A 25708-nucleotide genomic window follows, 5' to 3' on the forward strand; every position below is an offset into this window, starting at 1 on the left:
TGCGCGGATGTCATCGCACCTTCCATACCACCGGCCCCGCATCCTGCTTCTATCAGCTTACGACGCCGGCAGCCACCAGCGCTGGCGTGAACAACTGGTTGCCAGCCAGCCGGATTTTCACTGGGAGGTGCTGGCCCTGCCACCCCGGTTTTTCCGCTGGCGAATTCGCGGGAACGCGCTGACCTGGTTACAGGAGCCGGCGCTGAAAGCCGTTTATGACCTGCTGATCGTCACCTCCATGGTGGACCTGGCCTCGTTGAAAGGGTTTCATCCTCATCTTGCCCGCACGCCCACTATTCTCTACATGCATGAGAACCAGTTTGCCTACCCGGACTCCGGCCGGCAGCATTCCAGTGCCGAGCCGAAAATCGTCAACCTGTACAGTGCGGTTGCCGCGGATCAGGTGCTGTTTAACAGTGCCTGGAACCGTGACAGTTTTCTGGAGGGGGCTTACCGTTTTCTGGAGAAGATGCCGGATGGACTTCCCGACGGTCTGATCAGCAGTATTCGCGAAAAATCCCATGTGGTTCCTGTGCCCATTGAGGACCGGCTGTTTCTGGAGAGAAGAGAGTCCTGCAACGCACAATGCCCCCACCTGCTCTGGAACCATCGCTGGGAATACGACAAGGCACCGGACCGGTTGTCGCTGCTGCTGGACGCGTTGGTGAAAGCGGGCCAGGACTTCCGGCTAAGCGTGGTAGGTGAACAGTTCCGTAATCAGCCTGAAGCCTTTAACCTGATACACGAGCGGCATTGGGCTCGTATTGTGAACTGGGGATACCTCAAGAGCAGGGCGGACTATGACCGCCTGCTGGCAGAAGCGGATGTGGCGATTTCAACCGCCCTACATGATTTCCAGGGGCTGTCCGTGCTGGAAGCCATGGCGGCTGGCTGTATGGCGCTGGCTCCTGACCGCCTGGCTTATCCCGAGTATGTGCCGGCGACCCAGCGATACGCCAGCCATGCTGATGATCCGGCAACGGAAGCCGATGCGGCGGCCGGGCTGTTGCGCCAGTTGTTGCAGCGGCCGCCAGAGCCTTGCATGCCGCAAGCCTGGCGTCTCAGCGAACTGCAAAAGAAATATTACAAAGTGATCAGTGCAACCCTGGGCCAGCTGACGGTATCCTGAGCCTGACTTAACACATGGAGTAAGCGCAGATGATGAGAGCCATCAAGGTCAGTGGCGACACGTTGAGTTGGGAGGCGTATGACATCCCTTCCGAAGTGCCCGAAAATCATGTGGCTATTGATATTGCGTGGACCGCCATTAACCGTGCGGACCTGATGCAGCGGGCCGGCGTTTATCCGCCGCCACCCGGTGCTTCCGATATCCTGGGCCTGGAAGTCAGCGGAACCATCTCCGAAGTGGGTGAAGGCGTGGATCACCTCAAACCCGGTGATGAAGTGTGCGCCCTGCTCACCGGCGGTGGCTATGCCACTCATGTGGTGGTGCCGGCCGTTCAGGTATTGCCGATTCCGAAAGGGTACAGCCTGGAAGAAGCCGCGGCGATTCCTGAAGTGTTTGCCACCGCCTGGCTGAACCTCTATCACGAAGCTGCGCTCAAGCCCGGTGAAAAGGTGCTGGTTCACGCCGCTGCCAGTGGCCTGGGCACGGCGGTCATCCAGTTGGCAACGGCGCTGGGTAACCCGGTGTTCGCCACCGCCGGTGACAACGACAAGCTCGAAATCTGCAAAAAACTCGGCGCCAGTGGCGTCTGGAATCGCAAGGACGGTTCGTTCGTCGACGCCGTAAAGTCCTGGGGTGGTGTGGACATGGTGCTGGATCCGGTCGGTGGGAACTATATCGCTGACGACCAGAAAGTGCTGAACATGGATGGCCGGATCATACTCATCGGCCTGATGGGTGGCCGCATGGCGGAAGTAGATCTGGGGCTGATGCTGATGAAGCGCCATCGCCTGATTGGTTCGACCTTGCGGTCACGGCCAGTGGCCGACAAGGGCGACGTAATGAGCGCCCTGTACAAGCACGTCTGGCCGCTGCTCAGTGCCCGGCAGATTGATCCGGTGATCGACAGTTCCTGGCCCATCGAAAAGGCCGGTGAAGCCATGGCCTATGTGACGGAAAACCGCAATATCGGAAAGGTGTTGCTGCAGGTTGTCGGGTAAACCTCCTTCCCTGGAGGTTCAAGGCATCAGTCGGCGATGTGCACCAGCTGTTTGCCGAAGTTCTTGCCTTTGAGCATGCCTTTGAAGGCTTCCGGCGCGTTTTCCAGGCCTTCGGCGATGGTCTCGCGGTATTTGAGTTCACCGGAGGCGATGCGGTCCGTCAGGATATTGGTGATCTCCTGGTGCTTGTCCTGCCATTCCGTTACCAGGAAGAAGCGGTGCTCCGGCACCGGGTCCAGCGCTTTCAGCACGTGGAAGGGTGTTTCCACCGAGTTCATGTCTTCTGCGTTGTAGGCTGAGACAAAACCACAGATGGGTACCCGCGCGCCCGGGTTCAGCAGGGGCGCCACGGCCCGGGTTACGGCCCCGCCGACGTTCTCGAAGTAGATGTCGATGCCATCAGGGCAGGCGGCTTTCAGGTCGGCTTCCAGGTTGGCTGCCTTGTAATCCACACAGGCATCAAAGCCCAGTTCTTCCACCACGTAACGGCACTTCTCCGGACCACCGGCAACGCCGACTGCACGACAACCTTCTTTCTTGGCCGTTTGACCGACCACGGTTCCTACAGGGCCAGAAGCAGCGGAGACCACCACAGTTTCACCCGCTTTCGGCTTGCCCACGTACATCAGCCCGCAGTAGCCGGTACGGCCTGGCATGCCAGCCACACCCAGGTAGGTCTGCAGTGGCACATTGTCCTTCTGGTCAATCTTGTAGACCATTTCGGCATCGCCGGGGAACACTGCGTACTCCTGCCAACCGGAATAACAGGTGACCAGGTCGCCCACCTTGAGGTTGTCCGAGCGGGACTCGACAATCCGCGCAACACTCTCGCCGACGATCACCTCGCCAAGGCCGATGGGGTCCATGTAACCCTTGGCGTCGTTCATGCGTGGGCGCATGTAAGGATCCAGGGACAGCCACAGTACTTTGGCCAGGACTTCGCCATCCTCCAGCTCGCGGACCGGACGTTCTTCCAGCACCAGGTCGCCCTCCTGAATCTCGCCCTGGGGGCGCTGGTTAAGAATGATGGCTCGATTGGTATAGTTGCTCACAAATGATCTCCGGTTGCATAATGAAACCAGATTAGGGTGCAGCAGAATCGGTTTGAGGTCAACATCCCGGCTTGGCGAACGCGGGGTTACATTCTCCGGACTGATCGTTATAATCACCCAGGCTCAGGATGAGCCGTTTGTTGATTGACTCACATTCCAGACCTCTTCAGGGATCGAAGACATGCCCCAGGCAACCGGACTGCAGTTCACGGCCACCCTTGGCCAACTCCCCAAAGACCTGTTCGCGGTCGTCCGCTTTGAACTGACCGAAACCCTTTCGAAGCTGTGCCACTGCAAGCTGGAACTGGCCAGTACCTCGCCGACTATTGCCGCTGAGGAAGTGCTGGAACAGCCCGTGGAACTGGTGGTGTGGCAGGACGGCATCCCCCTGCGGCGCTTCCACGGCGTGGTCAACGAATTCGCCCGGGGCGACTCCGGCCATCGCCGCACCCGCTACGAAGTCATCGTCCAGCCCCCGCTGTGGCGCCTGGGCCTGATGCACAACAGCCGCATCTTCCAGACCCAGAGCACCGACGCCATCGTGCGCACCCTGCTGGAAGAGCGGGGCATCATCGATACCGTGTTTGACCTGAAACGTACCCCCGAAGAACGAGAATACTGCGTCCAGCACCGGGAAAGCGATCTGGACTTTATTGAACGACTGTCGGCCGAAGAAGGCTGGCACTACCGCTACAACCACGGAGATGTAGAAGGCAACGACCAACCCGCCCTGATCATCGCCGATCATCACGGAGACGCCCCCCGGCTCGACCCCGTCGAATACAACGGCAAGGCCGGTGGCAGCAGCCGCCAGAGCGCCGTCTTCCAGTTCAGCTACCGGGAACGCATCAGAGCCGCCTCCGTGGCCATGAAGGACTACACCTTCAAAAATCCGGCTTATGCCCTGATGCACGAACACCAGGCCGACAAGCTGGACGCCCAGCGCGAAGACTACCAGCATTACGACTACCCCGGCCGCTTCAAGGCCGACGCCAGCGGCCAGCCGTTCACCGAAAACCGCCTGGACGCCCTGCGAAACGACGCCATCACCGCCAACGGCCAGAGCAACCGCTCCGACTTCACCGTGGGCGCCAAAGTCGAACTCACCGAACACGACAACCAGAGCCTGAACCGGGAATGGCTGTTTACCAGCATCACCCACACCGGCCACCAGCCCCAGGCCCTGGAAGAGGAGAGCGGTAGTGGTGGCACCACCTACCACAACGCCTTCAATGCCATTCCCGCGGATCGCACCTGGCGGCCACAGATCAACCACCGCCCTCTAATGGACGGCCCCCAGATTGCCATTGTCACTGGCCCCGACGGGGAAGAGATTCACTGCGATGAACACGGCAGGGTAAAAGTGAGATTCCCCTGGGATCGCTACTCAAAGAATGATGAACATTCCAGCGCCTGGCTACGAGTCAGCCAGGGCTGGGCCGGCGGCCAGTATGGCTTCATGGCACTCCCGAGAATCGGCAACGAAGTCATCGTCTCCTTCCTGGACGGCGACCCGGACCAGCCCATTATTACCGGTAGAACCTATCACGCCACCAACACGCCGCCGTACGCGCTGCCGGAACACAAAACACGCACCACTCTGAAAACCCAGACCCACAAGGGCGAGGGCAGCAACGAACTGCGATTCGAGGACGAAGCGGACAAAGAACAGATCTTTATCCACGCCCAGAAAGACCTGGACCTGCTGACGGAAAACAACCGCACCGAGGTCATCAAAAATGACAGCCACCGAACGGTGGAGAACAACAACTTCAGTCACATCAAGGGCAACGATCACTGCACCGTAGATGGCGAGAAGCGCGAGTCCGTCGGCGGCGACTGCAGCCAGAACATCGGCGGCACCTTCCACCAGAAATCCGGCAAGGGCACCCTCAGTGAAGCCGGCACCGAAGTTCACCACAAGGCAGGCGCCAAGGTGGTGCTGGACGCCGGCGCCGAACTCACCATTTCCGCTGGCGGTAGCCTGCTGAAACTGGACCCGAGCGGCGTAACGCTGGCCGGCCCCGGCATAAAGATCAATTCAGGCGGTTCGCCGGGCAGTGGAAGTGGCCAACAATCTCGGCCCCCAGAAAAGCCGGAGGCCGTCGCTGCTAATGGTGGTAGAAGCGTGAGCGCTCCTGAACTAGCGGAAACTTCGATCAGACGCAATGCCGGTCCGGAATCTCGAGCTTTGCCAATGATTTGTAAGGAATGTTGGTTAAGAGCACTGAATCATGGATCACTTATGGTGAGTGGAGATTAGATGCATGATTGAGTGTGTGCCCAGAGAGTGGTTTGATAGCACAGATGAGAAACTGAATTTGTTCATGATTGTAGAACTTGGCTTCATCAAGCCGACCGAGCGTGCTGTAACTCTAGATCAGGTGGCAGGACAGATGTGGCCTCTCGTAAATGACGACTCACAGCTTCATTTGGTTAGCGAGGGGCCTTGGTTGATTCAGGTTGATTTAGATCGATGTGAACAGGCTGATATCAGTTCCTTGGCTGATGCCAGTCAGGCTTGGGTGGCCGCTTACTCTGAGGGGGAACAGCTTAGTCGCCAGTTAGCTCCGGCAATGTGTTGCATCTCTCCGACGCAAGAAGTGCGTTTGCTCAGGTTTTACTGCCCGGAGATTATCGAGATACTGAAAAACCAAGTGGAACACTCCTGGTTCGATGAGCTTTTCGCCAACTTGGAATCATGGCATTGGAGATCGGAGAGTGGAAAATTCCGAATGGCCTTTGAGTCTCCTCTGACTACGAAATCTGGCAATTCTGACGAATGGATACTAGAGGTGGATGAAAATTTGTGGTCTGAATTGGTCGGAAACCCAGAGGTAGATGTACTCATTAGCTGCCTTACCAAGGATGCACCCGAGGTGTTTGAGGGGTTGAATGGCTCAGTGAAACGGCAAAAGGTAAGGGATTATCTTGCCAAGGCTGACGAACTCGGTGTGATGGCAGCCGATGATCGAAAAATTTATGTGTACCTAGAGATGGCAACTGGTAATGGAGCCGAGTCGCCTGATGAAATTGCAGAGCTGGCAAAGCGCGCAGTTAGTATGCAGAAACCATTAGTCGAGTTACTTGAAAGTTATACAGAGCAGGGAAATCAATGATTGGCCGCTGGTTAATGAACAAGATTCTGGATCCACTGCCTGTTTGGCTTCAGGTGGCGATCGTTTTGGCCCTGTTTAGTCCGGTTGCATGGAACTATGTTTTTCCTTCCGAAGAAACCGCTTTTGTGTTGCACAATCATACAGAGCGACCTATTTCTGAGGCCGTCTTGGATGACATATGGGTTGGGAACTCACCAGCGTTTAATGGATATTCAACTGGAAGTGGGGTCATATGCTGCGCTGAGTTAAACAAGGAAAAGGTTGATGTTCGATGGAGGCTGAGTGTCACGCAAAATCAATACGACTCTGGGGTGAGGGGCGAGGATAGGGAAAAGGAAGTTCTTATCCCGGATCGCCGTGATGACGACTTCTATCTCCATGTTCATATTTACCCAGATAATGAAGTTCGGCTGGTTTGGAGCGAAACGAGGCAGTCTGAGTTACAGGTAATCAGAGGCAAGGAAGCACAAGATAATGTTATCGGGAAAAGCGGTTGACACCTGTCAGCGAATTCTAAGAGTTTCTAATGAAACAGCATGCGGTTCCGAGCTCAATCTGGGATTCTTTTTTGATGGGATAGCGTGCGAGCTTAATGGAACACAGTACGGCGACGCTCGCAGCAACATAGCGACGTTATGGACAGTATTTCGCAGCCCAGATGCGTCTAGCAGTTTGCAGCATTTTGATCGATTCTATTTTTCCGGACTGGGCACTGAGTTGAATGCATCCCTTGCCTCTGGCCTAGGGGGAAGTGCTCAACGCAGCCCTGAGGAGATTGCTGCTGGAGTTGAGGAGCAGTCGCGAGGGTCTGGAGTCGAGGCCGGCAAGGACACGCTAGCTAGCAAAGGCAGTAGCCCCTGGTACGAAACTTTTTCAAAAACCTTTAAAAATTCGTTTACAGACTGGAAAGGCTGGGTCAAAGAAATTCGCGATGGTGCGATTCGTGCTGGTGCTGAAGTCTTCGAGCCAATACGCGACAACTCTTTTGCCGCCCATCTATTGATGTCAGGTGCGCCTACCCGGCTTGATATGGCAGAGCAATCATTTCGCAATAAGGTAGAAGAAGTCGCATCAGTTGGAGGGGCACCATTACGCCTTATCAAAGTGTCAGTGTTCGGATTCGATTTTGGCGCAGCTATCGGTAAACGATTTATCCGGAACCTTTTGGAAGACGTCTGTACCCAGTCGAATGGGAAATTTTTATATAACGGTGTCGAAGTTGTTGTTGAGTTTGCGGGATTCTTTGATTGCGTTGATCGGACCCATCCTCAAATGGGGCCCCTTGATTGGATGCACCCATTGACGCCGGTGCTCGATGACGGAGGCGATTTGCACCCGGCTGTAGTGAAAGCACTCCATCTGGTGGCTGCTCATGAGCGCCGCTTTTATCGTCGTTCACGGACCTTGGGAGCATTGAATGACAATTGGCGTGAAGAACTCTTCCCCGGGATCAGTCCTGATGTTGGTGGCGGCCTGGAAGATGGCGATCAGAAGCCGAGCTCTGAGCTTTCCACGGTAGCTTTACATCGCATGTACAACTCCGCCTATCGAGCGGGGGTTCCAATTCCCCATATGGATGATCTTGCCCAAGCTGATCGTGGAATTGCTCAACAATTCGAGTTCCGTCATGTCGTAGGTCCACATACGATGTTCGGATTGGTTCGGCACTATGAGCGTTTCATGAGAGAGCATCGGTATCCGAGGGAAGCAGCATTCCGAGCACATATCATGCTGTACCTGTACTGGCAGTCCCAACGTTTTGCTGAGTACCGCCATGCGAAGAGTGTTCTTGAAGGCTCCCAGGAGGAATTGCCTGGGTGGGTGCAGAGTCGGGTTAGTGGCCTTGTTGCTGCGTTGACGGATTCTGACGAAGATCATTGGCATGCGGTAAAACAAGAGCGTGATAGATTGGACGCAGCAATAGAAGCGTTGGATGAGGCGTGGGGCTGGCTTAACCAGGTTGATGAAGAAGCAACGGATTTGATCCGTAGATTTGAATCCACAAGCCCGTCTGTCTCGAGGCATGCTCGATTGGTACTGCACAACGAATGCCTAATGGCGTATCGCTGGAAGGATTGGGTAGCTGGGAAAAATCGACCAAATGATGTGCCAGACGCTGTGATGCTCCTGTTTAGTCACGGTATGCACGATATGGTGCCAGAAAGAATGGATTTTCGCTCACACCAACAAACAAGCCTATTTCATGGCTATCGGTATTTCACTGTAAGGGGACTTGAAGTGCCCGCTTAGTTGAGCGCCGAGTAGCCCGGCTCCTTTTCTATTCCCGACACTGCGAATCCTCATCCTCAACAACCAGATACCGAACCGGAAAATCTGGCAGCGAAGAGTCAATCAACTCCTCCAGTCGGCCGGATTCCCGAAGCGTGCTCAAACCATCGTTAAACGCCTTCAGATACTGCTCACTCTCAGGCACCCGTCGGGACAGGATCAGGTAAAGGTAGTCTGATTGCAGCGGGGTGGAATGGAAGGTGATTTTGTTCTCCAGCTTTAATTCTTGCAGCATTTCCATGCCGACCGCTGGCTCCATAGGAAACAGGTCGATGCGGCCTGCGGCCAGTTTGCGGAAGTTGGCTATGTCGGATGTGGTCTTTTCCGCATTGATGGTGCCAGCGGCAACCGCTTCTTCGAATGTTTCACCGTAGTTGTAATCTTGGGTCAGGCCTATGCGATAGCTTTCCAGGTCTTCCACCTGGTCCCAGTCAAAGTCCATGCTTGCGCGGTGAAACAGTACATAGTTGTGGGCCACGATGGGGTCGCTGAAAAGAAAATGCCTGAGCATTTCCGGGCGGCAGGTCCAGGCGACGGAACCGTCCCAGAGACCTTTCTTGGCCAGCATGAGAGCGCGGGACCAGGGAAAGAAACCGTAGGTTACGGACGTGTCGTGTTTGGCGAAGGCGAGGGACACTATGTGTGAGATCACCCCAAAGTAGGGCGGGGTGTATTCCATGTACGGGGGCCAGTGCCCGGAGGTGAGTCTGACGCCAGGCGCTGTTTCATCGGCGTGAAGGTTCAGCGTCAGCGTGCAGGCTATGGCCATGCCGAGCAACACCCTGGGGAGGCGATTCACCAACCGTTTGTGATTGTGCGGTCCTTGCAGAGACATCTTTTTTTCCGGAACGGGGGGCAATAGGTGTCCCAAGGTTAGCAGGCGCGCCATTCTTTACAACTGATAAGCATTCGCGGGCTTCAGCGACTGCTCCCTCTCAGGTGTTTCACTCCGTCCTCCAATACGTCCGCATTCGCCTGCTGCCTGTAAAGATTTTCAGTTTTTTACGTTTGCGGTAAGCGGAATTGTGGTTTTCGGCGTAATCTGTTGGTAATTATTCCGGAAGTTGCCATTCATATGAGTCAGGCCAGGCCCACGTCTGCCAGAGAGCCCATCAGGGAGCGTCGCCCGCAATTCTGGCAGGTTGCCAAGCGCTGCTGTCAGATTGCTGCCTCGGTTGATGTGGCATTTTTCTTTCTTTTCCATCTTCTGGGTTCCCCCATCCTGGCCTGGGTGAATGTGGTCAGCGTTGCCATGTATGTGGTGGCTTACCGGGCGCTGGGCAGACAACAGAATGGCCTGGCCATCAGCCTGATCTGGGCGGAAGTCATTATCCACGCCGGGCTTGGCATTGTGCTCATCGGCTGGGAGAGTGGGTTTCATTATTACCTGTTGATGTTCATTCCCGCCCTGTTCGTCAGTATGCGATTGCGCGCAGCGGTGGTTGCGTTGGCCGGGCTGTGGAGCTATTACGTCGCGCTTCACCTTTTGATGTGGTTTATTGAGCCCCTTCAACCCATTGCGCCTGGTGCCCTGCTTGGCGTTTACCTGTTCAATCTGAGCGTGGTGTTCGCCATGTTCAGTTACCTGTCTTTTTTCTACCTCACCATGGTGACCGCGGCAAACAGGAAGTTGCGGCGAATGGCGACTACGGACTCGTTAACGGGCCTCTTTAATCGCCGGCATATGACATATCTGGTAGAGAAAGAACTGGCCCGTTTCCAACGAAACGGTCATCCGGTGGCGTTTCTGGTGCTCGACATTGACCACTTCAAGGCGATCAATGATCAGTACGGCCACGAAATCGGCGACCGGGTGCTGGAAGATGTCGCCGGTATTATCAAGGCACAGTTGCGTACCCAGGACCTGATTGCCCGCTGGGGTGGCGAAGAGTTCCTGGCCGTACTTCCGGACACCGGAATACAGAGCGCCCAGGCCAGCGCAGAGCGGGTACGGGAAGCGCTTATGACCCACGACTGGCGAGCACCCAACGGGGAGCGGATCGGTATCACTATCAGCGCTGGTGTCAGCGAGTTCCGCGGGGACGATGACCTGAATTCTGCCATCAGCAGGGCGGATCGCGCGTTGTATCTCAGTAAGGAGCGTGGCCGTAACCGGGTAGAGCTGGAGACGGTTTAGGCTGGCCAGGTGCCCGGCACCACGAAAATGCGCGATGTTTCCTGCCAGTAGCCGACCGCCGGTGCTGGTTCCAGCACGGCAAACAGGCGGGGAATACCGGCTGAACGGACAACCCCCAGTGCCTCTTCGGTTTCCTGGTAGTCGGGGGCCTCCCTCTGACGCCAGGGGCCCAGCCAGTGTGGCTTGATCAGAGGAACCCATCGCTTTGAGTCATCTGCCATCTTGTCCAGTTCGTCTATATAGAGCCAGTCACCTCTCAGGTGGTCTGCCGGGACATCCGTGGGTGGTGCCAGTGTTCTGTCCAATGGATAAAAAAGATAGCCAGGCATGAAGATCCGTGGCCGTGCCGGCGTCCCGATTCCCAGTGACTCGAGAAGGTTTCGGGCTTCGGGCCTTTCCGTCATCTGGCTCTGGTGGCTGATCAGCCGCTGAGTTTTGATATCCAGACGATCCCTTGCATTGGGCCCGTACCAGAGTGGTGTCTCCTGACCGTCGCCACGATAGCCAAGGTAGAACTTCACGGCGATTTCATGATGTTCAATGGCGTTATCGGCAGGATTGCGGACTAAAAAATCCAGCTCTCCCAGGGTGATGCCGTTGTTTCTGACGGGTTGGTTTTTAAGCAGAATCTCCCAGCCAAGCAGGTCTTCCAATAGGCATTGGTACAACCGCTCGAAGTAATGGCCAAGGCGCCGGGCAGGTTGCTCGGTCAGCACGGCGGGGCCGCTATGGGGGGCGTTGTCCCAGGCCCTCAGCCGTTCCTCGATATCTTCCGGCAGGTATTTTTCCGGAACAAATCCCATGGGAGAGCTGATAAGCTGGGGGGCATGACACATCCACGCCAGATGGCGCACGGCTGGAACCCGGTATTGAAGATGGGCTGTGGTTTCAGGACGTTGGCTCATGGTGGCAGGATAACCCAACAGGAGAAGCAATATGCAGTATCTTCACACAATGATCCGGGTGAGCAACCTGGATGAGACCCTGCACTTTTTCTGCGACTTGCTCGGCATGGTCGAAATCAACCGTAAGAGCAGCGAAAAAGGCCGCTTTACCCTGGTGTTCCTGGCAGCCGCGGACGATGAAGCGAGGGCCAGAGAGGACAAGGCCCCGATGATCGAACTCACCTACAACTGGGATCCGGAAGAATATACCGGTGGCCGCAATTTCGGGCACCTGGCCTATCGGGTGGACGATATCTACGGGTTGTGCAGTCACCTGCAGGCCAATGGTGTAACCATTAACCGGCCACCCCGCGACGGCCACATGGCCTTTATCCGCTCACCGGACGGCATTTCCATCGAACTGCTCCAGAAAGGTGAAGCCCTGCCTCCGAAGGAGCCCTGGGCAAGCATGGAGAATACCGGCACATGGTAACGGTGGTACCCAAAGTGAAACCGGTTTAATCGCCGCTGGCGGGACAACCCGGCGGCCTTTGGGGTAAAATTCGCGCAAATTCAAGACAAGGACGACCCATGCTTGCAGTGATTCTTTCTGGTGGTTCCGGCACCCGCTTATGGCCGCTTTCCCGTGAAGCCTATCCCAAGCAGTTCCTGCCGGTGGTGTCTGATGAAACCCTGTTGGCGGAAACCATTGACCGTGGGCTGGCTCTCGATGAGAAAGCCAGGGTAATGGCGATCACCAACGAGGAACATCGATTCGTTGTAGCCGCCCACCTGCAGTCCCAGGCGCCGGATCGCACTGCCGGTATCATCCTGGAGCCGGTAGGCCGAAACACCGCCCCGGCAATCGCCCTGGCGGCCCTGGCGGCGGCCGAGGAGAATCCCGAGGAATTACTGCTGGTCATGCCCTCGGATCACGTGCTGAAGAACCAGGCCGTCTTTCGCCAGGCCGTCAGCCAGGGCGCAGAAGCGGCCCGGGCGGGAAAACTGGTCACTTTCGGCATTGTGCCCAGCGCACCGCACACCGGTTACGGTTATATCAAGGCAGGCCAGGCCCACGAAGGCTTCAACGATGTCGTTGCCTTTGTGGAAAAGCCGGACGAACAAACGGCTCGCCGGTACCTGGAAGAGGGCGACTATTTCTGGAACAGCGGTATGTTCCTGTTCCGGGCCGACCGTTACCTGCAGGAGCTGGAAAGCCAGCAACCCGGAATGCTCAAAGCCTGCCGCGCTGCCTGGAAAGAGCGCAATGCCGACATGGATTTCACCCGGGTGGGAAGCGAGGCTTTCAAAACCTGCCCGGACGACTCGATTGACTACGCAGTGATGGAAAAAACCCGGGATGCCGTGGTGGTTCCTCTGGACGCCGGCTGGTCAGATGTCGGCTCCTGGTCTGCGCTCTGGGACATCCAGCCCCACGATGAGAACAACAACGTGTGCCGTGGCGATGTCATCACCGAAGACGTTTCCGGTTCCTATATCCACTCTGAAGGCCGCCTGATTGCTGCGCTGGGCATCACCGATCATGTCATCGTTGAAACCGATGATGTGGTGCTGGTGGCAGACCGTAACCGGGTTCAGGATGTCAAAAAGCTGGTTGCCCAGGTCAAGGCCCAGGGCCGCCATGAACACCGGTTCCATAAGAAGGTACATCGTCCCTGGGGCACCTATGAGGGCATTGCCATGGGCGAGCGCTTCCAGGTCAAACGCATTACCGTCAAGCCCGGCGCGTCGCTGTCATTGCAGAAGCACCACCACCGTGCCGAGCACTGGGTGGTGGTCAAGGGAACGGCAACGGTCAATCGTGGTGACGATGTGTTGCTGCTGACCGAAGACCAGTCCACCTATATTCCGTTGGGCGTCACCCATCGGCTGACCAATCCGGGCGTGATTCCCCTGGAACTGATTGAAGTGCAGACCGGCAGCTACCTCGGTGAGGACGACATCGTACGTTTCGAGGACACCTACAACCGGGTCTGAGCGCATCGGCATCGGCATCTGGAAGATGCCATCGACGAACACAAGGAGAAGTGAATGGATGACTGGCAAGGATGCCTGAGCCCCCTCTGTCAAACTGCACTGCAACGGGCACGGGACAACGTCGCCCAACGCGGTGGCTATGCCATCACCGTAGAGGATTTCCTGCTGGCGCTGCTGGATGGCGAGCCCATCATCTGCGATTTCCTCCGTGGTTGTGGCGTCGACCTTGATGAACTGACCCGCACCATCCAGTGTGAACAACCCATTGTCACCGAGGTGGGAGGCGAGGGCCTGCTGTCCTCGCAACTCATGTACTGGTTTTCGACTGCCCGTGAACTGAGCGATGCCCCCTGGCTGGACTGGCCAATGCTGTTATCGGTACTGACACGCAATGCCGAACGGTTGCAGGAAAAAGCCTATGTTGCCGTGCTGGAACTGGTGAGCCGTTGGCCGGCAACCGATGAAAGCCTGTGCGAGGTTGACGATACAACCGTTCCCGGAGATGCACCGGTGGTCATCACCGACCTTGAATGGCTGGCGTTGGCTGAAGATGTGGCGATTACCCTGGCTTCGGTGCCCGGGGCTCTGGTCTGGGTCCGGGGCGCAAGGGGCAGCGGAAAAACCAGCTGGTTGCAGGCGTTGCTGCCATTTCTGGAGTCCGGATTTGTCAGGCTCGATCTTCGTAACGAGGCGGAAGTGATGGCCAGCGACAGCCCGGCTCTGCCGGCCAATGGCCGAGATCGAAGAGGCTGTCCGGCTCTGATTCTGGACAACATTTCCCCGGTTGATCTGGCGGCCATGATGTCATCGGAGCACGGTCTGGCCAGAGGCTTGGTAACCGGCTACCCGGGCCCCGTCATCATGCTGGGACCGGACTCACCACGGGTTGGCGAAGCCATTGAGCAGCTGGAGCGCTCCCTGGGACGGGATTTTGATGTTTTCGACATGCCCGTCACCAGCCCGGGGCAGAAAACGGCCATTCTTACCGCCCATCAGCCGGCCATTGAGCGGCACTGGAACATCGAATTATCCCCGACACTTATCCATTATGCGGCGTCGAGCAGGAGCCGGCTGGTGGGTAGTCCGGGTGGTATGCTCCAGTGGGTTGAACGGGCTGCTGCCAGGCTGAAGCTGTTTGCCGATCGCGGCTCCGTTGAAAGCCTGGCATTGGCGGGAACAACGGATACGCTCAGGCGCCAGGCCCTGGTGGCAATGGCGCGGCAGCAGCCGCTGGAAGGTCTGGAACGGTCCCTTGAAAGCGTTGCCATTGAGCGGGCAGCGGCGGAAGTGGCGTGGCATGAGCGCGAGGCGGAGGGAACGCTTCGGACATTGAAAGTGGAAGACCTTCGCCATGAACTGGAGCGGTGGGTTGCAGCGCGTCTCGGCCCGGTTCACTATGTTGTCCATTGTGACCAACCGGCGGGAGAAACAGAGGGTGCGGGATCTCGAGATCTATATTCGTGACCTGGAGTCATCAGCAGTATCGGACTGGCTAGCCAACCATCTTGATGAAATTGAGCTTGCAGATGATTCGCTGGGTGACCGGGCAGTGAAGGGTGGGGCCTGGTACAGGGGAAATAGCGTGCGGGTCAGTCTGTATCCGGGAGCTGGCGGCAAGCGGTATACGTCAGTGATTCTGGAAGGGGAGGACCTTCCCTGGGCGTCAGACCTGGACTGTGCCCGCAGTGCATGGCGAGCCATGGACACCGAAATTCGCTGCAGCCCTGGTGACTGGAAGGAAGGGGAGCCAGTAGAGGAGGAGCGCTGGTGGCGGCTGGACCAGCGGGGTGAACAGCTGGCGGTCTGGAACTGATGAAACAAAAAAGGGGTAGCCAATGGCTACCCCTTTTTCGACGCATAGAGCCTTCGGAAATCAGTCGTCGCTCAGGATAGACACGTTATCTGCCTGAAGGCCCTTGTCCGCTTCCACCACGCTGAACCGGACCAGCTGGCCCTGGCGCAGAACCCGGCGGCCGCGGCCACGAATCGCACGGAAGTGCACGAAAACCTCATCGCCGCTGTCGCGAACGATAAAACCAAAGCCTTTCTTGACGTTGAACCACTTCACAGTACCCTCTTCGTCGCCTTCGGGGGTCGTGTCGTCGAAATCATCATCCTCGTCGTCGTATTCAGGCTGGGCTTGCTTGCGCGGTGCGGCTTGACGCGGTGCTGCACTGGCGCCGGAGGCCTGCTGTTTTACGGCTGACGGCTTTTTGGCGGCCAGGGCCACTGTCAGGAATCCCGCCAGGCCGAAAAGAACAACAGCAATAATATAGGCTGCAATGCCCTGAGGGCTGCCCAATACAAATGTGGTACTGGTTGCATCCTCGCTAGTGCCTGTCTGTGACAGAATCTGGAAGAGTTCCGGGGTGAAAGTCACCAACAGAAAGCCGAGGATAAACGGTGACGGAATGGCGACCAGGAGAGCAAGAACGATCGCTTTTGCTGGGTTTTGCATGGACTGAAGTTTCTCCATTAATCAAACGCTAACGATAAAGAACCGGATATCGGGTAAAATCGGGTTTCCGGTCGGTGAAAACCGCCAGGATTTTGTGAGGCATCAAAAATGCCTTGGAAATCCCCCGGCGGGCAAAAGCGGCATGATACCAGATAACAGGGAGCGCTGACCAAGCGGCATGAGCACATGAGCGATAAAGATCTACAAGCCAGGCTGGACGAACTGGAAACGCGGCTGGCATTCCAGGACGACGTCATCCATACCCTGAGCGAGCAGGTAGCCCGTCAGGAACTGGACATCCGGGAACTCTGGGAAGCGAAGAAGCAACTGAATACACAGCTGAAAGAAGTGTCGTCCTCAAATATCAGAACGGAGGAGGACGAAACGCCCCCTCCCCATTACTGATTTGCCCATTACTGATCTGATCAGGCAAGCAGCTCTACAAGAACCTGCTCGTAGATCTCTGACAACGTATCCAGGTCCGCCGCCTTCACGCACTCATTCACCTTGTGGATGGTGGCGTTGATGGGGCCGAGCTCCAGAACCTGTGCACCCGTCGGTGCGATAAAGCGCCCGTCCGAGGTGCCGCCGGAGGTGGACAGCTCGGTTTCCCGGCCGGTGACGGTACGGATGGCATTTTGCGCCGCCGACACCAGTGCGCCCCGGTCCGTGAGGAACGGGCGGCCACTCAGGTGCCATTGCAGGTCGTAGGTCAGTTGGTGGCGGTCCAGTACCGCAACCACCCGCTCTTCCAGGCTTTCAGCCGTGTTTTCCGTGCAATAGCGGAAATTGAAGTGCACCAGGCATTCACCGGGGATGATGTTGCTGCCGGTACCGGCCTCGATTTTGGTGATCTGGAAGGTGGTGGGCGGGAAGAAGTCATTGCCGTTATCCCAGAATTCGTTCGCCAGGGCATCCAGCGCCGGGGCAACGGTATGCACCGGGTTCTCCGCCAGATGCGGGTAGGCCACGTGGCCCTGGGTGCCGTGCACCGTCAGGTAGCCATGGAGCGAACCCCGGCGGCCGTTCTTGATAACATCCCCCACCTCACGGGTGCTGGATGGCTCACCAATCAGGCACCAGTCGATCTTCTCGTTCCTGGCCTCCAGGGTTTGCACCACTTTTACGGTGCCGTCCTGCGCGGGGCCTTCCTCGTCGCTGGTGACCAGCAGGGCGATAGAGCCCCGATGGTCCGGATACTTGTCTACGAAACGCTCGCAGGCAGTCACAAACGCCGCCAGGCTGCCTTTCATGTCCGCAGCGCCCCGCCCATGGAGGTAACCATCGTCAATCACCGCATCGAACGGCGGATGCCGCCAGTTCTTCTCCGGGCCGGTGGGGACAACGTCCGTGTGGCCGGCAAACGCCAGCAGCGGGCCCTCCGAACCCTTGCGGGCCCAGAGGTTATCGGTCTCGCCGAAGCGCAGGGCCTCTCCCTTGAAGCCGAGAGCGGAAAGCCGCGACATCATCAGCTCCTGGCAGCCGGCGTCGTCCGGAGTAACGGACGGCCGACGGATCAGGTCAATGGCGAGGTCAAGAGTGGGGGAATTAGTTGTTTGCATGCAGCTCTTCGTTCAGCTCAATGGCGGTCTTGTTGGTTTTGCATTCAACCGCGCCGGTCTGGCTGTTACGGCGGAACAGCAGGTCCGGCTTGTTGGCCAGGTCCCGTGCCTTGATCACCTCAACCAGGTCGTTGTTGTCATCCAGCAGCGCCACCTTCGTGCCGGCGGTGATGTACAGACCGGCTTCCACCTTGCAGCGGTCCCCCAGCGGGATTCCAATACCGGCGTTGGCGCCGATCAGGCAGTTTTCACCAACGGAAATGATGATGTTGCCGCCACCGGAAAGGGTGCCCATGGTGGAACAGCCGCCGCCCAGGTCGGAGCCCTTGCCGATCATTACGCCGGCAGAGATGCGGCCTTCAATCATGCTGGTGCCTTCAGTACCGGCATTGAAGTTGATAAAGCCTTCGTGCATTACGGTGGTGCCTTCGCCCACATAGGCGCCGAGGCGAACGCGGGCGGTATCGGCGATGCGTACGCCCTTCGGCACCACGTAGTCGGTCATCTGCGGGAACTTGTCCACGGACTTCACTTCCAGGGTGCGGCCTTCAATCCGCGCATTGAGCTGGCGGTCCGGCAGTTCGTTCAGGTCAATGGCGCCCTCGCTGGTCCATGCCAGGTTAGGCAGCAATCCGAAGATGCCGTCCAGCTTCAGTTCGTGAGGTCTGGCCTGGCGGCTGGAGATCAGGTGCAGCTTGAGATAGACCTCCGGAGTGCTGGAGGCGGTGTCGTCGGTCTCCAGCAGGGTAACCACAACCGGGCGGCGGCTCTCGGCGGCTTTGCCCGCCAGGGTTGCCTGCTCCATCTGGCCAAGCTGGCGCAGGGCGGCCGAGAGTGACTTAAGCTGCTCTGGTGTTACCGATACCGCCTGGTTGCCGCCGTGGTATTCAAGTACGTTCTGAACCACTTCGATGAGGCCGTTATCGGGGGTGATGACCGGCTGCTGGTAAAACACTTCCAGCCACTCGCCCTTTTTGTTCTGGGTGCCGATACCAATTCCGAATGCAAAACTCATTGATGTGCTCCTGGTTCTCAGTGTTTGAATCGTTCGGCCCATTCACCGGCGTTAAAGCCGACGCTAACTGTGTTGCCGTGCTCAACCACGGGCCGTTTGATGATGGACGGGTTGTCGAGCATCAGGCGATGGGCGGATTGGGCGCTAATATTATCACGAACCTCGTCCGGAAGTTTGCGCCAGGTGGTGCCGCGGCGGTTCAGCAGCACTTCCCAGCCGGCTGATTGCTCCCATTGGCTGAGCCGGTCGGCATCCAGGCCATCCTTCTTGAAGTCATGGAATTCGTAGTCGATACCAGCGTCATCCAGCCATTTGCGGGCTTTCTTGACGGTGTCGCAGTTCCTGATGCCGTAGAGCTTCATGCCTTGTTTGCCTTAACAAATGTCACAATGCGTTTTGCGGCTTCGACGCATTCCTCGATCGGGGCTACCAGGGCCATGCGTACCCGGTTCTCACCCGGATTGTGGCCATCCACCGTGCGGGACAGGTAGCGGCCCGGCAACACGTGGACGTTCTGCTGTGCGGACAGTTCCCGTGCGAAGGTTTCGTCGTCCATCGGGGTCTGCGGCCAGAGGTAGAAACCGGCATCGGGGAAGTCCACGCCCATCACTTCCCGCAGGATGGGCACCACGGCTTCGAATTTGGCGCGGTAGGCGGCCCGGTTTTCCCGCACATGATCTTCATCGTTCCAGGCGGCAATACTCGCCAACTGGTTGTGTATGGGCATGGCGCAGCCGTGGTAGGTGCGATACTTGAGATAACCCTTCAAGATATCTGCATCGCCGGCCACGAAACCGGAGCGCAGGCCCGGTAGGTTGCTGCGTTTGGACAGGCTGTGGAACACGATGCAGCGTGCAAAGTCGTTGCGGCCGATGGCGGCGCAGGTCTGCAGCAGCCCTTCCGGTGGCCGGCTTTCATCGGGGTAAAGCTCGGAGTAGCACTCATCAGACGCGACAATAAAGTCATGCCTGTCTGCCAGCCCGATCACCCGTGCCAGGGTTTCCCGGGGAATCACCGAGCCACTGGGGTTGCCCGGCGAGCACAGGAACAGGACCTGACAATCTTTCCATACTGAATCCGGCACCTGCTCAAAATCCGGTATGAATTTGTTGCTGGCATCGCAGGCCAGATAATGGGGCGTTGCTCCGGCAAGGAACGCGGCGCCTTCGTAGACCTGGTAGAACGGATTGGGGCTGACCACGGTGGCGGGCCGGGTCGAATCCACTACCGACTGAACCAGCGAGAAAATGCCCTCCCGGGTGCCATTGACCGGAACGATGTGGTGCTCCGGCGTCAGTGTTTCCGGTGCCAGTTCAAAGCGCCGGGTGGCCCAGCGTGCGATGGCCTGGCGCAGTTCATCGGTGCCTTTGGTGGTGGGGTAATTGGCAAGCTTGTCCAGGTTATCCGCAATCACCTGTTTCACGAATTCCGGGGAGGGGTGCTTGGGCTCGCCGATCCCTAATGAAATCGGGCTCAGGTCTTGCGGAACACGGATGCCGGCCTTCAGTTTGCTCAGCTTCTCGAAGGGGTAGGGGTGTAGTCTGTCCAGGTCCGGGTTCATTGGGTGTCGTCCAGCATTTGGCAAAGATCCTGCTGCAGAGCCTGGCAGGCAGCAGGATCACTGATCTGCTCGCCATGCTCGTCGGTTACAAAAAATACGTCTTCTACCCGTTCGCCGAGGGTGGCTATCTTGGCGTTGGTCAGCCGCACGCGATGCTCCAGCAGCACCTGCCCGACCCGTGCCAGCAAGCCCGGGCGGTCCGGGGTGACCACTTCCACCACCGTGCGCTGGTTGACGGTGTCGCTGGAGAAGGTCACCTCGGTAGGGAAGGCAAAGTGTTTGAGTTGCCTGGGGGTGCGCCGGTGGATGATATCCGGGTAATCCTCAGGGTCGTCCAGTTCCTCGATCAGGCGCCTGCGCACACGGTCCTTCCGGGCCGGGTCGATGCCCAGCGGCTTGCCTTTCTCGTCCAGCACAATGTAGGAGCTGATGGAGAAGGGGCCTTCGCTGGAACTGATGCGGGCATCCACGATGTTCAGGTTCAGCTGCTCCAGCACCGCAGTGGTGGCGGCAAACAGGTCGATGCGATCGCTCATGTAGATGATGATCTGGGAATAGCCGTCGGTGGGTCCGCCACGGGTATCGCGGATCAGCACCAGCGGGTCCGGGTCGTCGCCGTGGCGGATAATAGCGGCGGTCTGCCAGGCGATATCCACCGTGGAATCCTGCAGGAAGTAGTCTTCGTCCAGGGTGTCCCAGATGTTGTCGATCTGCTCGTCGGTCATATTCTGGGCGTGGAGAATCTCCCGTGCCTCCGATTGGGTGGCCCGCACCCATTCCTGACGGTCCACCGGCGTTTCCGAGCCGCGCCGCAGTGCCCGTTTGGTCTCGATATAGAGTTGACGCAGCAGCGACGCCCGCCAGGTATTCCAGAGTTTCGGGTTGGTGGCACTGATGTCGCACACCGTCAACACATAGAGGTAGTCCAGGTGAATCTGGCTGGGCACAGACTGTGCAAAGCCGTGAATGATGTCAGGGTCGGAGATGTCCTTGCGCTGGGCTGTCATGGACATCAGCAGGTGGTTTTCCACCAGCCAGGACGCCAGTTGGGTGTCCCGCTCACTGAGATGATGGCGTTGGCAGAAGTCCTCCACGTCGATGGCGCCCAATTCTGAATGGTCGCCGCCCCGGCCCTTGGCCACGTCGTGGTAGAGGCCGGCGATATACAGTGTTTCCAGCTTCGGCAACCGGTGAATAAGCCGGGACGCCAGGGGGTAATCATTGCGTGCTTCGGCACTGTCCAGCCGCACCATGTTGCGAATCACCCGCATGGTGTGGGCGTCGACTGTGTAGATGTGGAACAGGTCGTGCTGCATCTGGCCGATAATCTGGCCAAATTCCGGCAGGTAGCGGCCCAGCACATTGTATTTCTTCATCGCAGACAGGGTCTGGTCGAGGGCGTGCGGGGTTCGCAGCAGTTCCATGAACAGGGAAGTGACCGCCAGGTCCGAGCGGAAGGCGTCGTCAATCAGGTGGCGGTGTGCCCGCAGGGAACGGATCGTGGTTGCCCGAATGCCCTTGATCTCCGGATGCTGGGCCATCAGCACGAAGATTTCCATAATGGCGTAGGGGGCGTAGGCGAAAACCTGGTTGTTGACCGCCTCAATATAGTAATTGCGAATCTGGAAGCGTTTGTTCAGGGGCAGTATGTCGTCATCGCTGCCGGAACCCAGAATGGCCTCGTCGTAGTACTGCAGGATCACATCCGCCAGTTCGGCCAGCGCCAGTACCGTGCGGTAATAGGACTGCATCATCAGCTCGACGCCAAGCCGTTTGCCTTCATCCCGGTAACCCAGCATCTCGGCAAGGGCGCGTTGATGATCAAACAGCAGGCGGTTTTCATTGCGGTCGGCGATCAGTTGCAGGCCATAACGCAGACGCCACAGGAAGGTTTCACCCTGAAGCAGAATCTGGTGTTCTTCCTCGGTCAGTATGCTGAAGCGGGTCAGATCGGCGATGTTCTGCAGGCCGAAGTGCCGCTTGGTAATCCAGCCGATGGTCTGTATGTCCCGCAGGGCCCCGGGAGAGCCTTTCACATTTGGCTCCAGGTTGTACTCCGTGTCTCCGTACTTCGCGTGCCGGCGTTTCTGCTCTTCCCGTTTGGCGATGAAATAGTCGCGGTCGGAGCTTATGGCGTCGGAATACACCTGTTGGCTGAGCTCGTTACGCAGTTCATCCGGCCCGGCAATGGTGCGGGTTTCCAGCAGGTTGGTCAGGATGGTGACATCTTCCCGGGCGGCGCTCAGGCTCTCTTCGATGCTGCGAACGCTATGGCCAATGTCCAGCTTCAGATCCCACAGCAGGGTCACGAAGGCGCCCAGGTCTTCCTGCCAGCCTTCTTCTATACCGTTGCGGGTCAGAATCAGCAGATCGATATCGGAATGGGGGTGGAGCTCGCCCCGGCCATAGCCGCCGACGGCGATCAGGGAAATGTCCGGGGAGGAGGCAAAGGCATAACGGTTCCAGATCAAAGCCAGCACGGTGTCCAGGGTGCCGGACCTGGAATGCACCAGGGCACGAACATCGGCTCCCTGCCGGAACGCTTCCGCATCTGCGTTGTAGCGTTCCTTCAGCAGCTCCCGGGCTGCCCGCACGGGCGAGGCATCATTGCTGATCCTGGCTTCAAGTTCGCTGAAGTCCACCTAGAACGACTCTTCCGTACGTTTGGTCAGTACCTCGTGGCCGTCTGCGGTGACCAGTATGGTGTGCTCCCATTGCGCCGAGAGTTTGTGATCCTTGGTGACCACCGTCCAGCCATCCGGTAACAGCTTGGTGTGGTACTTGCCCTGATTGATCATCGGTTCGATAGTAAAGGTCATGCCTTCCTGCAGCTCCATACCGGTTCCCGGCTTACCGTAGTGCATTACCTGAGGGTCTTCATGGAAGACCTGGCCAATGCCGTGGCCGCAGTAGTCCCGCACCACGGAATACCGATGTTTTTCGGCATGCTGCTGGATAACGTGGCCGATGTCCCCGAGCCGGGTGCCCGGTTTCACCAGTTCAATACCTTTATATAGGCATTCCTGGGTAATCTGGATCAGGCGCTCGGTGCCCGGCTTGGGCTTGCCGACAATAAACATCTTGCTGGTATCGCCGTGCCAGCCATCCTTGATGACGGTGACATCAATATTGAGGATGTCGCCTTCCTTTAACACCTTCTTTTCGGAAGGGATGCCGTGACAGACCACGTGGTTCACCGACGTGCACACTGATTTCGGGAAACCCTTGTAATTCAGCGGTGCAGGAATGGTTTTCTGCTCGTTTACCATATAGTCGTGGCAGATGTTGTCCAGTTCCTCGGTGGTGACGCCGGGCTTGACGTGTTCCCCGATCATTTCGAGAACTTCAGACGCCAGGCGGCCGGCGACACGCATCTTTTCGATTTCTTCCGGAGTCTTGATTGATACCTGCATTGGGTTTCCCGTTGATTTGGATCAAACAGGCATTTTAAGGGGGAGTGTGGCCCGGTACAAGGAAGAGCCGGTCGCCGACCCATTACCCGAGCCACAAATTAATGGAATCAGGCGGCCGATTTATGGTATAAACGCGCCCGCTGGAAACAAATCCGGCAAATTCGCACACACGTCGGCACGTTGTCCCAGGGTGCCTGCTTCTGTTGCTCACATAAAAAGCAACGGGTTCAGGTTGGGTCAATCGGACGTGTGGAGGACTAACCCGAAGCTAAAAAGGTAAATATCATGGCTCAGGTAAATATGCGTGACCTGCTGAAGGCAGGCGCTCACTTCGGTCACCAGACCCGTTACTGGAACCCGAAAATGTCGAAGTTCATCTTCGGCGCCCGTAACAAGATTCACATCATCAACCTTGAGCAGACTGTTCCTGCGATGAACGATGCGTTGAACTTCGTTCATAACCTCGCAAACAGCAAGAACAAGATCCTGTTCGTTGGCACCAAGCGTGCAGCGGCCAAGATCATCAAGGAAGAAGCACTGCGCTCCAACCAGCCTTACGTGAACCATCGCTGGCTCGGCGGCATGCTGACCAACTACAAGACCATCCGCCAGTCGATTCGTCGCTACCGCGACCTGGAAGCGCAGAGCCAGGACGGTACCTTCGACAAGCTGACCAAGAAAGAAGCCCTTGATCGCACCCGCGAAATGGACCGCCTTGAGCGCTCTATCGGTGGTATCAAGGATATGGGCGGCCTGCCGGACGCCATGTTCGTTATCGACGTGGACCACGAGCGTATCGCCATCAAGGAAGCCAACAAGCTGGGCATTCCTGTTATTGGTGTTGTTGATACCAACAGCGACCCGGACGGCGTTGATTACGTGATCCCGGGCAACGACGATGCCATCCGCGCGATCCAGATTTACGTGCAGGCCGTTGCTGATACCTGCCTTGAAGCATCCCAGGCAGGTGCTGCCGGCGCTGACGAGTTTGTAGAAGTCAGCGAAGGCGCGGAAGGCGCTGCTCCCGCCGCGGAGTAATACCTTCTTCGCAAATGGGTTGTAGGGTGTGCCCGTGGTTTACCGCCGGGCACACCGGTACAGAATTTGGATTGGAACAGTTAAGAGGAATGAACATGGCTGCAATTACTGCCGCAATGGTCAAAGAGCTCCGTGAGCGCACGGGCCTTGGCATGATGGAGTGCAAGAAAGCACTGGTAGAGGCTGAAGGCAGCGTTGACGCTGCAATTGAAGAGCTGCGCAAGTCTTCCGGTCTGAAGGCTGCCAAGAAAGCGGGCCGTACCGCCGCTGAAGGTGTTTCCCTGATCAAGGTGTCTGACGACAACACTGTCGCCTACATCCTGGAAGTGAACTCCGAAACTGACTTCGTTGCCCGTGATGACAACTTCATGAATTTCGCCAACGACGTTCTGAATGTTGCCTTCGAAAACGGCAAGACCGACGTTGCCGAACTGATGGAAGGCGATCTGGAAGCCAAGCGTGAAGCGCTGGTTCAGAAGATCGGCGAGAACATCACCGTTCGTCGCATCGTGCGTGTGGAAGGCCCGGTTGTGGGCGCTTACGTACACAGCACCAACAAGATTGCGTCTGTTGTGGCCCTCACCGCTGGTGATCCGGAAGTTGCACGGGACGTTGCCATGCACGTTGCCGCTGTTAACCCACGGGTTGGCAAGCCGGAAGATATGCCGGCCGACGAACTCGAGAAAGAAAAGGCCGTGATCAAGGCCCAGCCGGACATGGAAGGCAAGCCTGCCGAAATCGTCGAGAAGATGATGGGCGGCCGCATCAAGAAGTTCCTGGCGGAAAACAGCCTGGTCGAGCAACCGTTCGTCAAGAATCCTGACCAGACTGTCGGTCAGCTGATCAAGGAAAACGGCGCCGATCTGGCCAGCTTTGTTCGTCTGGAAGTCGGTGAAGGTATTGAGAGGGAAGAAGTGGACTTCGCTGCCGAGGTCGCTGCTGCAGCGGGCACCGGTAAGTCCTGATCCTTCTGACAGGTGCGCTGACGCACCGTTCGAGTCTGCCACGTTGGCTGGAGTAGTCCGGCTCTCGTGGCGGGCTTGTATCTGAGATAC

Annotated in this window: 24 protein-coding genes; 14 read left to right on the plus strand and 10 right to left on the minus strand. The window is 57.5% G+C overall.

Features of this window, described 5'->3' with window-relative positions:
• The first annotated feature begins 7 nt into the window (after positions 1-7).
• Positions 8-1129, plus strand: coding sequence for a tRNA-queuosine alpha-mannosyltransferase domain-containing protein (locus QPL94_RS15330; RefSeq protein WP_285358542.1), 1122 nt, complete (start codon positions 8-10; stop codon positions 1127-1129).
• Positions 1130-1161: 32 nt separating this feature from the next.
• Complete coding sequence (locus QPL94_RS15335; RefSeq protein WP_502881555.1) at positions 1162-2127, plus strand: NAD(P)H-quinone oxidoreductase; 966 nt, start codon at positions 1162-1164, stop codon at positions 2125-2127.
• A 26-nt stretch (positions 2128-2153) separates the two neighbouring features.
• Here QPL94_RS15335 and QPL94_RS15340 read toward each other — a convergent pair whose 3' ends face one another.
• The gene (locus QPL94_RS15340) at positions 2154-3179 is read right to left on the minus strand and encodes an NADP-dependent oxidoreductase (RefSeq protein ID WP_285358547.1); all 1026 of its coding nucleotides are present in this window, start codon (positions 3177-3179) and stop codon (positions 2154-2156) included.
• 181 nt (positions 3180-3360) lie between these two features.
• Between QPL94_RS15340 and QPL94_RS15345 the strand changes: the two genes are divergently transcribed.
• Genes QPL94_RS15345 through QPL94_RS15360 form a run of 4 tightly spaced genes read left to right on the plus strand, consistent with a single transcriptional unit; the run spans position 3361 to position 8548 of the window.
• Positions 3361-5442 carry a type VI secretion system Vgr family protein gene (locus QPL94_RS15345; protein ID WP_285358549.1) on the plus strand — a complete coding sequence of 694 codons (2082 nt, stop codon included), beginning with the start codon at positions 3361-3363 and terminating at the stop codon, positions 5440-5442.
• Between the two features lie 4 nt (positions 5443-5446).
• Complete coding sequence (locus tag QPL94_RS15350; RefSeq protein WP_285358551.1) at positions 5447-6298, plus strand: DUF4123 domain-containing protein; 852 nt, start codon at positions 5447-5449, stop codon at positions 6296-6298.
• A complete protein-coding gene (locus QPL94_RS15355) occupies positions 6295-6795 on the plus strand; it encodes a DUF3304 domain-containing protein (protein ID WP_285358553.1) in 501 nt (166 codons plus the stop codon). Before QPL94_RS15350 ends, QPL94_RS15355 begins: the two co-directional genes overlap by 4 nt.
• Positions 6773-8548 carry a T6SS phospholipase effector Tle1-like catalytic domain-containing protein gene (locus QPL94_RS15360; RefSeq protein WP_285358554.1) on the plus strand — a complete coding sequence of 592 codons (1776 nt, stop codon included), beginning with the start codon at positions 6773-6775 and terminating at the stop codon, positions 8546-8548. The genes QPL94_RS15355 and QPL94_RS15360 overlap by 23 nt, the downstream gene beginning before the upstream one ends.
• A gap of 28 nt (positions 8549-8576) precedes the next feature.
• Here the strand turns inward: QPL94_RS15360 and QPL94_RS15365 are convergent, their stop codons facing one another.
• Positions 8577-9422 carry a substrate-binding periplasmic protein gene (locus QPL94_RS15365; RefSeq protein WP_285358556.1) on the minus strand — a complete coding sequence of 282 codons (846 nt, stop codon included), beginning with the start codon at positions 9420-9422 and terminating at the stop codon, positions 8577-8579.
• Positions 9423-9662: 240 nt separating this feature from the next.
• Between QPL94_RS15365 and QPL94_RS15370 the strand changes: the two genes are divergently transcribed.
• Complete coding sequence (locus tag QPL94_RS15370) at positions 9663-10724, plus strand: GGDEF domain-containing protein (protein ID WP_285358557.1); 1062 nt, start codon at positions 9663-9665, stop codon at positions 10722-10724.
• Here the strand turns inward: QPL94_RS15370 and QPL94_RS15375 are convergent.
• The gene (locus QPL94_RS15375; RefSeq protein ID WP_285358558.1) at positions 10721-11629 is read right to left on the minus strand and encodes a DUF1853 family protein; all 909 of its coding nucleotides are present in this window, start codon (positions 11627-11629) and stop codon (positions 10721-10723) included. The two genes, QPL94_RS15370 and QPL94_RS15375, sit on opposite strands and share 4 nt — an antisense overlap.
• 31 nt (positions 11630-11660) lie before the next feature.
• Between QPL94_RS15375 and QPL94_RS15380 the strand changes: the two genes are divergently transcribed.
• From QPL94_RS15380 to QPL94_RS15395, 4 genes are all read left to right on the plus strand, one after another.
• Entirely contained in the window at positions 11661-12101 is a 441-nt protein-coding gene (locus QPL94_RS15380) for a VOC family protein (RefSeq protein WP_285358559.1), read from the plus strand.
• 98 nt (positions 12102-12199) lie between these two features.
• Positions 12200-13606: a mannose-1-phosphate guanylyltransferase/mannose-6-phosphate isomerase gene (locus QPL94_RS15385; protein WP_285358560.1), complete on the plus strand. Its 1407-nt coding sequence runs from the start codon at positions 12200-12202 to the stop codon at positions 13604-13606.
• A 54-nt stretch (positions 13607-13660) separates the two neighbouring features.
• Positions 13661-15070: a Clp protease N-terminal domain-containing protein gene (locus QPL94_RS15390; RefSeq protein WP_285358562.1), complete on the plus strand. Its 1410-nt coding sequence runs from the start codon at positions 13661-13663 to the stop codon at positions 15068-15070.
• The gene (locus QPL94_RS15395; protein WP_285358564.1) at positions 15042-15419 is read left to right on the plus strand and encodes a hypothetical protein; all 378 of its coding nucleotides are present in this window, start codon (positions 15042-15044) and stop codon (positions 15417-15419) included. The genes QPL94_RS15390 and QPL94_RS15395 overlap by 29 nt, the downstream gene beginning before the upstream one ends.
• A 60-nt stretch (positions 15420-15479) precedes the next feature.
• Here the strand turns inward: QPL94_RS15395 and QPL94_RS15400 are convergent, their stop codons facing one another.
• Positions 15480-16064 carry a cold-shock protein gene (locus QPL94_RS15400; protein ID WP_285358566.1) on the minus strand — a complete coding sequence of 195 codons (585 nt, stop codon included), beginning with the start codon at positions 16062-16064 and terminating at the stop codon, positions 15480-15482.
• Between the two features lie 186 nt (positions 16065-16250).
• On the opposite strand from QPL94_RS15400, the gene QPL94_RS15405 reads away from it, so the two are divergent.
• Entirely contained in the window at positions 16251-16469 is a 219-nt protein-coding gene (locus QPL94_RS15405) for a SlyX family protein (RefSeq protein WP_137437802.1), read from the plus strand.
• 20 nt (positions 16470-16489) lie between these two features.
• On the opposite strand, the gene dapE is transcribed toward QPL94_RS15405, so the two are convergent.
• Genes dapE through map form a run of 6 tightly spaced genes read right to left on the minus strand, consistent with a single transcriptional unit; the run spans position 16490 to position 23615 of the window.
• On the minus strand, positions 16490-17626 hold the full coding sequence (gene dapE, locus QPL94_RS15410; RefSeq protein WP_285358568.1) for a succinyl-diaminopimelate desuccinylase: 1137 nt from the start codon (positions 17624-17626) through the stop codon (positions 16490-16492).
• The gene (gene dapD / locus QPL94_RS15415; protein ID WP_285358570.1) at positions 17613-18641 is read right to left on the minus strand and encodes a 2,3,4,5-tetrahydropyridine-2,6-dicarboxylate N-succinyltransferase; all 1029 of its coding nucleotides are present in this window, start codon (positions 18639-18641) and stop codon (positions 17613-17615) included. The genes dapE and dapD overlap by 14 nt, the downstream gene beginning before the upstream one ends.
• 17 nt (positions 18642-18658) lie before the next feature.
• Complete coding sequence (locus QPL94_RS15420; RefSeq protein WP_285358572.1) at positions 18659-19003, minus strand: ArsC family reductase; 345 nt, start codon at positions 19001-19003, stop codon at positions 18659-18661.
• Entirely contained in the window at positions 19000-20202 is a 1203-nt protein-coding gene (dapC, locus tag QPL94_RS15425) for a succinyldiaminopimelate transaminase (protein WP_285358573.1), read from the minus strand. Before dapC ends, QPL94_RS15420 begins: the two co-directional genes overlap by 4 nt.
• Positions 20199-22844, minus strand: a complete 2646-nt coding sequence (locus tag QPL94_RS15430; RefSeq protein WP_285358574.1) for a [protein-PII] uridylyltransferase — start codon at positions 22842-22844, stop codon at positions 20199-20201. Before QPL94_RS15430 ends, dapC begins: the two co-directional genes overlap by 4 nt.
• The gene (gene map / locus QPL94_RS15435) at positions 22845-23615 is read right to left on the minus strand and encodes a type I methionyl aminopeptidase (protein WP_285358575.1); all 771 of its coding nucleotides are present in this window, start codon (positions 23613-23615) and stop codon (positions 22845-22847) included.
• Between the two features lie 285 nt (positions 23616-23900).
• Between map and rpsB the strand changes: the two genes are divergently transcribed.
• Both rpsB and tsf read left to right on the plus strand, forming a co-directional pair.
• A complete protein-coding gene (rpsB, locus tag QPL94_RS15440) occupies positions 23901-24653 on the plus strand; it encodes a 30S ribosomal protein S2 (RefSeq protein WP_285358576.1) in 753 nt (250 codons plus the stop codon).
• A gap of 95 nt (positions 24654-24748) precedes the next feature.
• A complete protein-coding gene (tsf, locus tag QPL94_RS15445; RefSeq protein ID WP_285358578.1) occupies positions 24749-25618 on the plus strand; it encodes a translation elongation factor Ts in 870 nt (289 codons plus the stop codon).
• Positions 25619-25708 lie beyond the last annotated feature (90 nt).

The organism is Marinobacter sp. SS13-12 (assembly GCF_030227115.1).
Lineage (GTDB): Bacteria > Pseudomonadota > Gammaproteobacteria > Pseudomonadales > Oleiphilaceae > Marinobacter.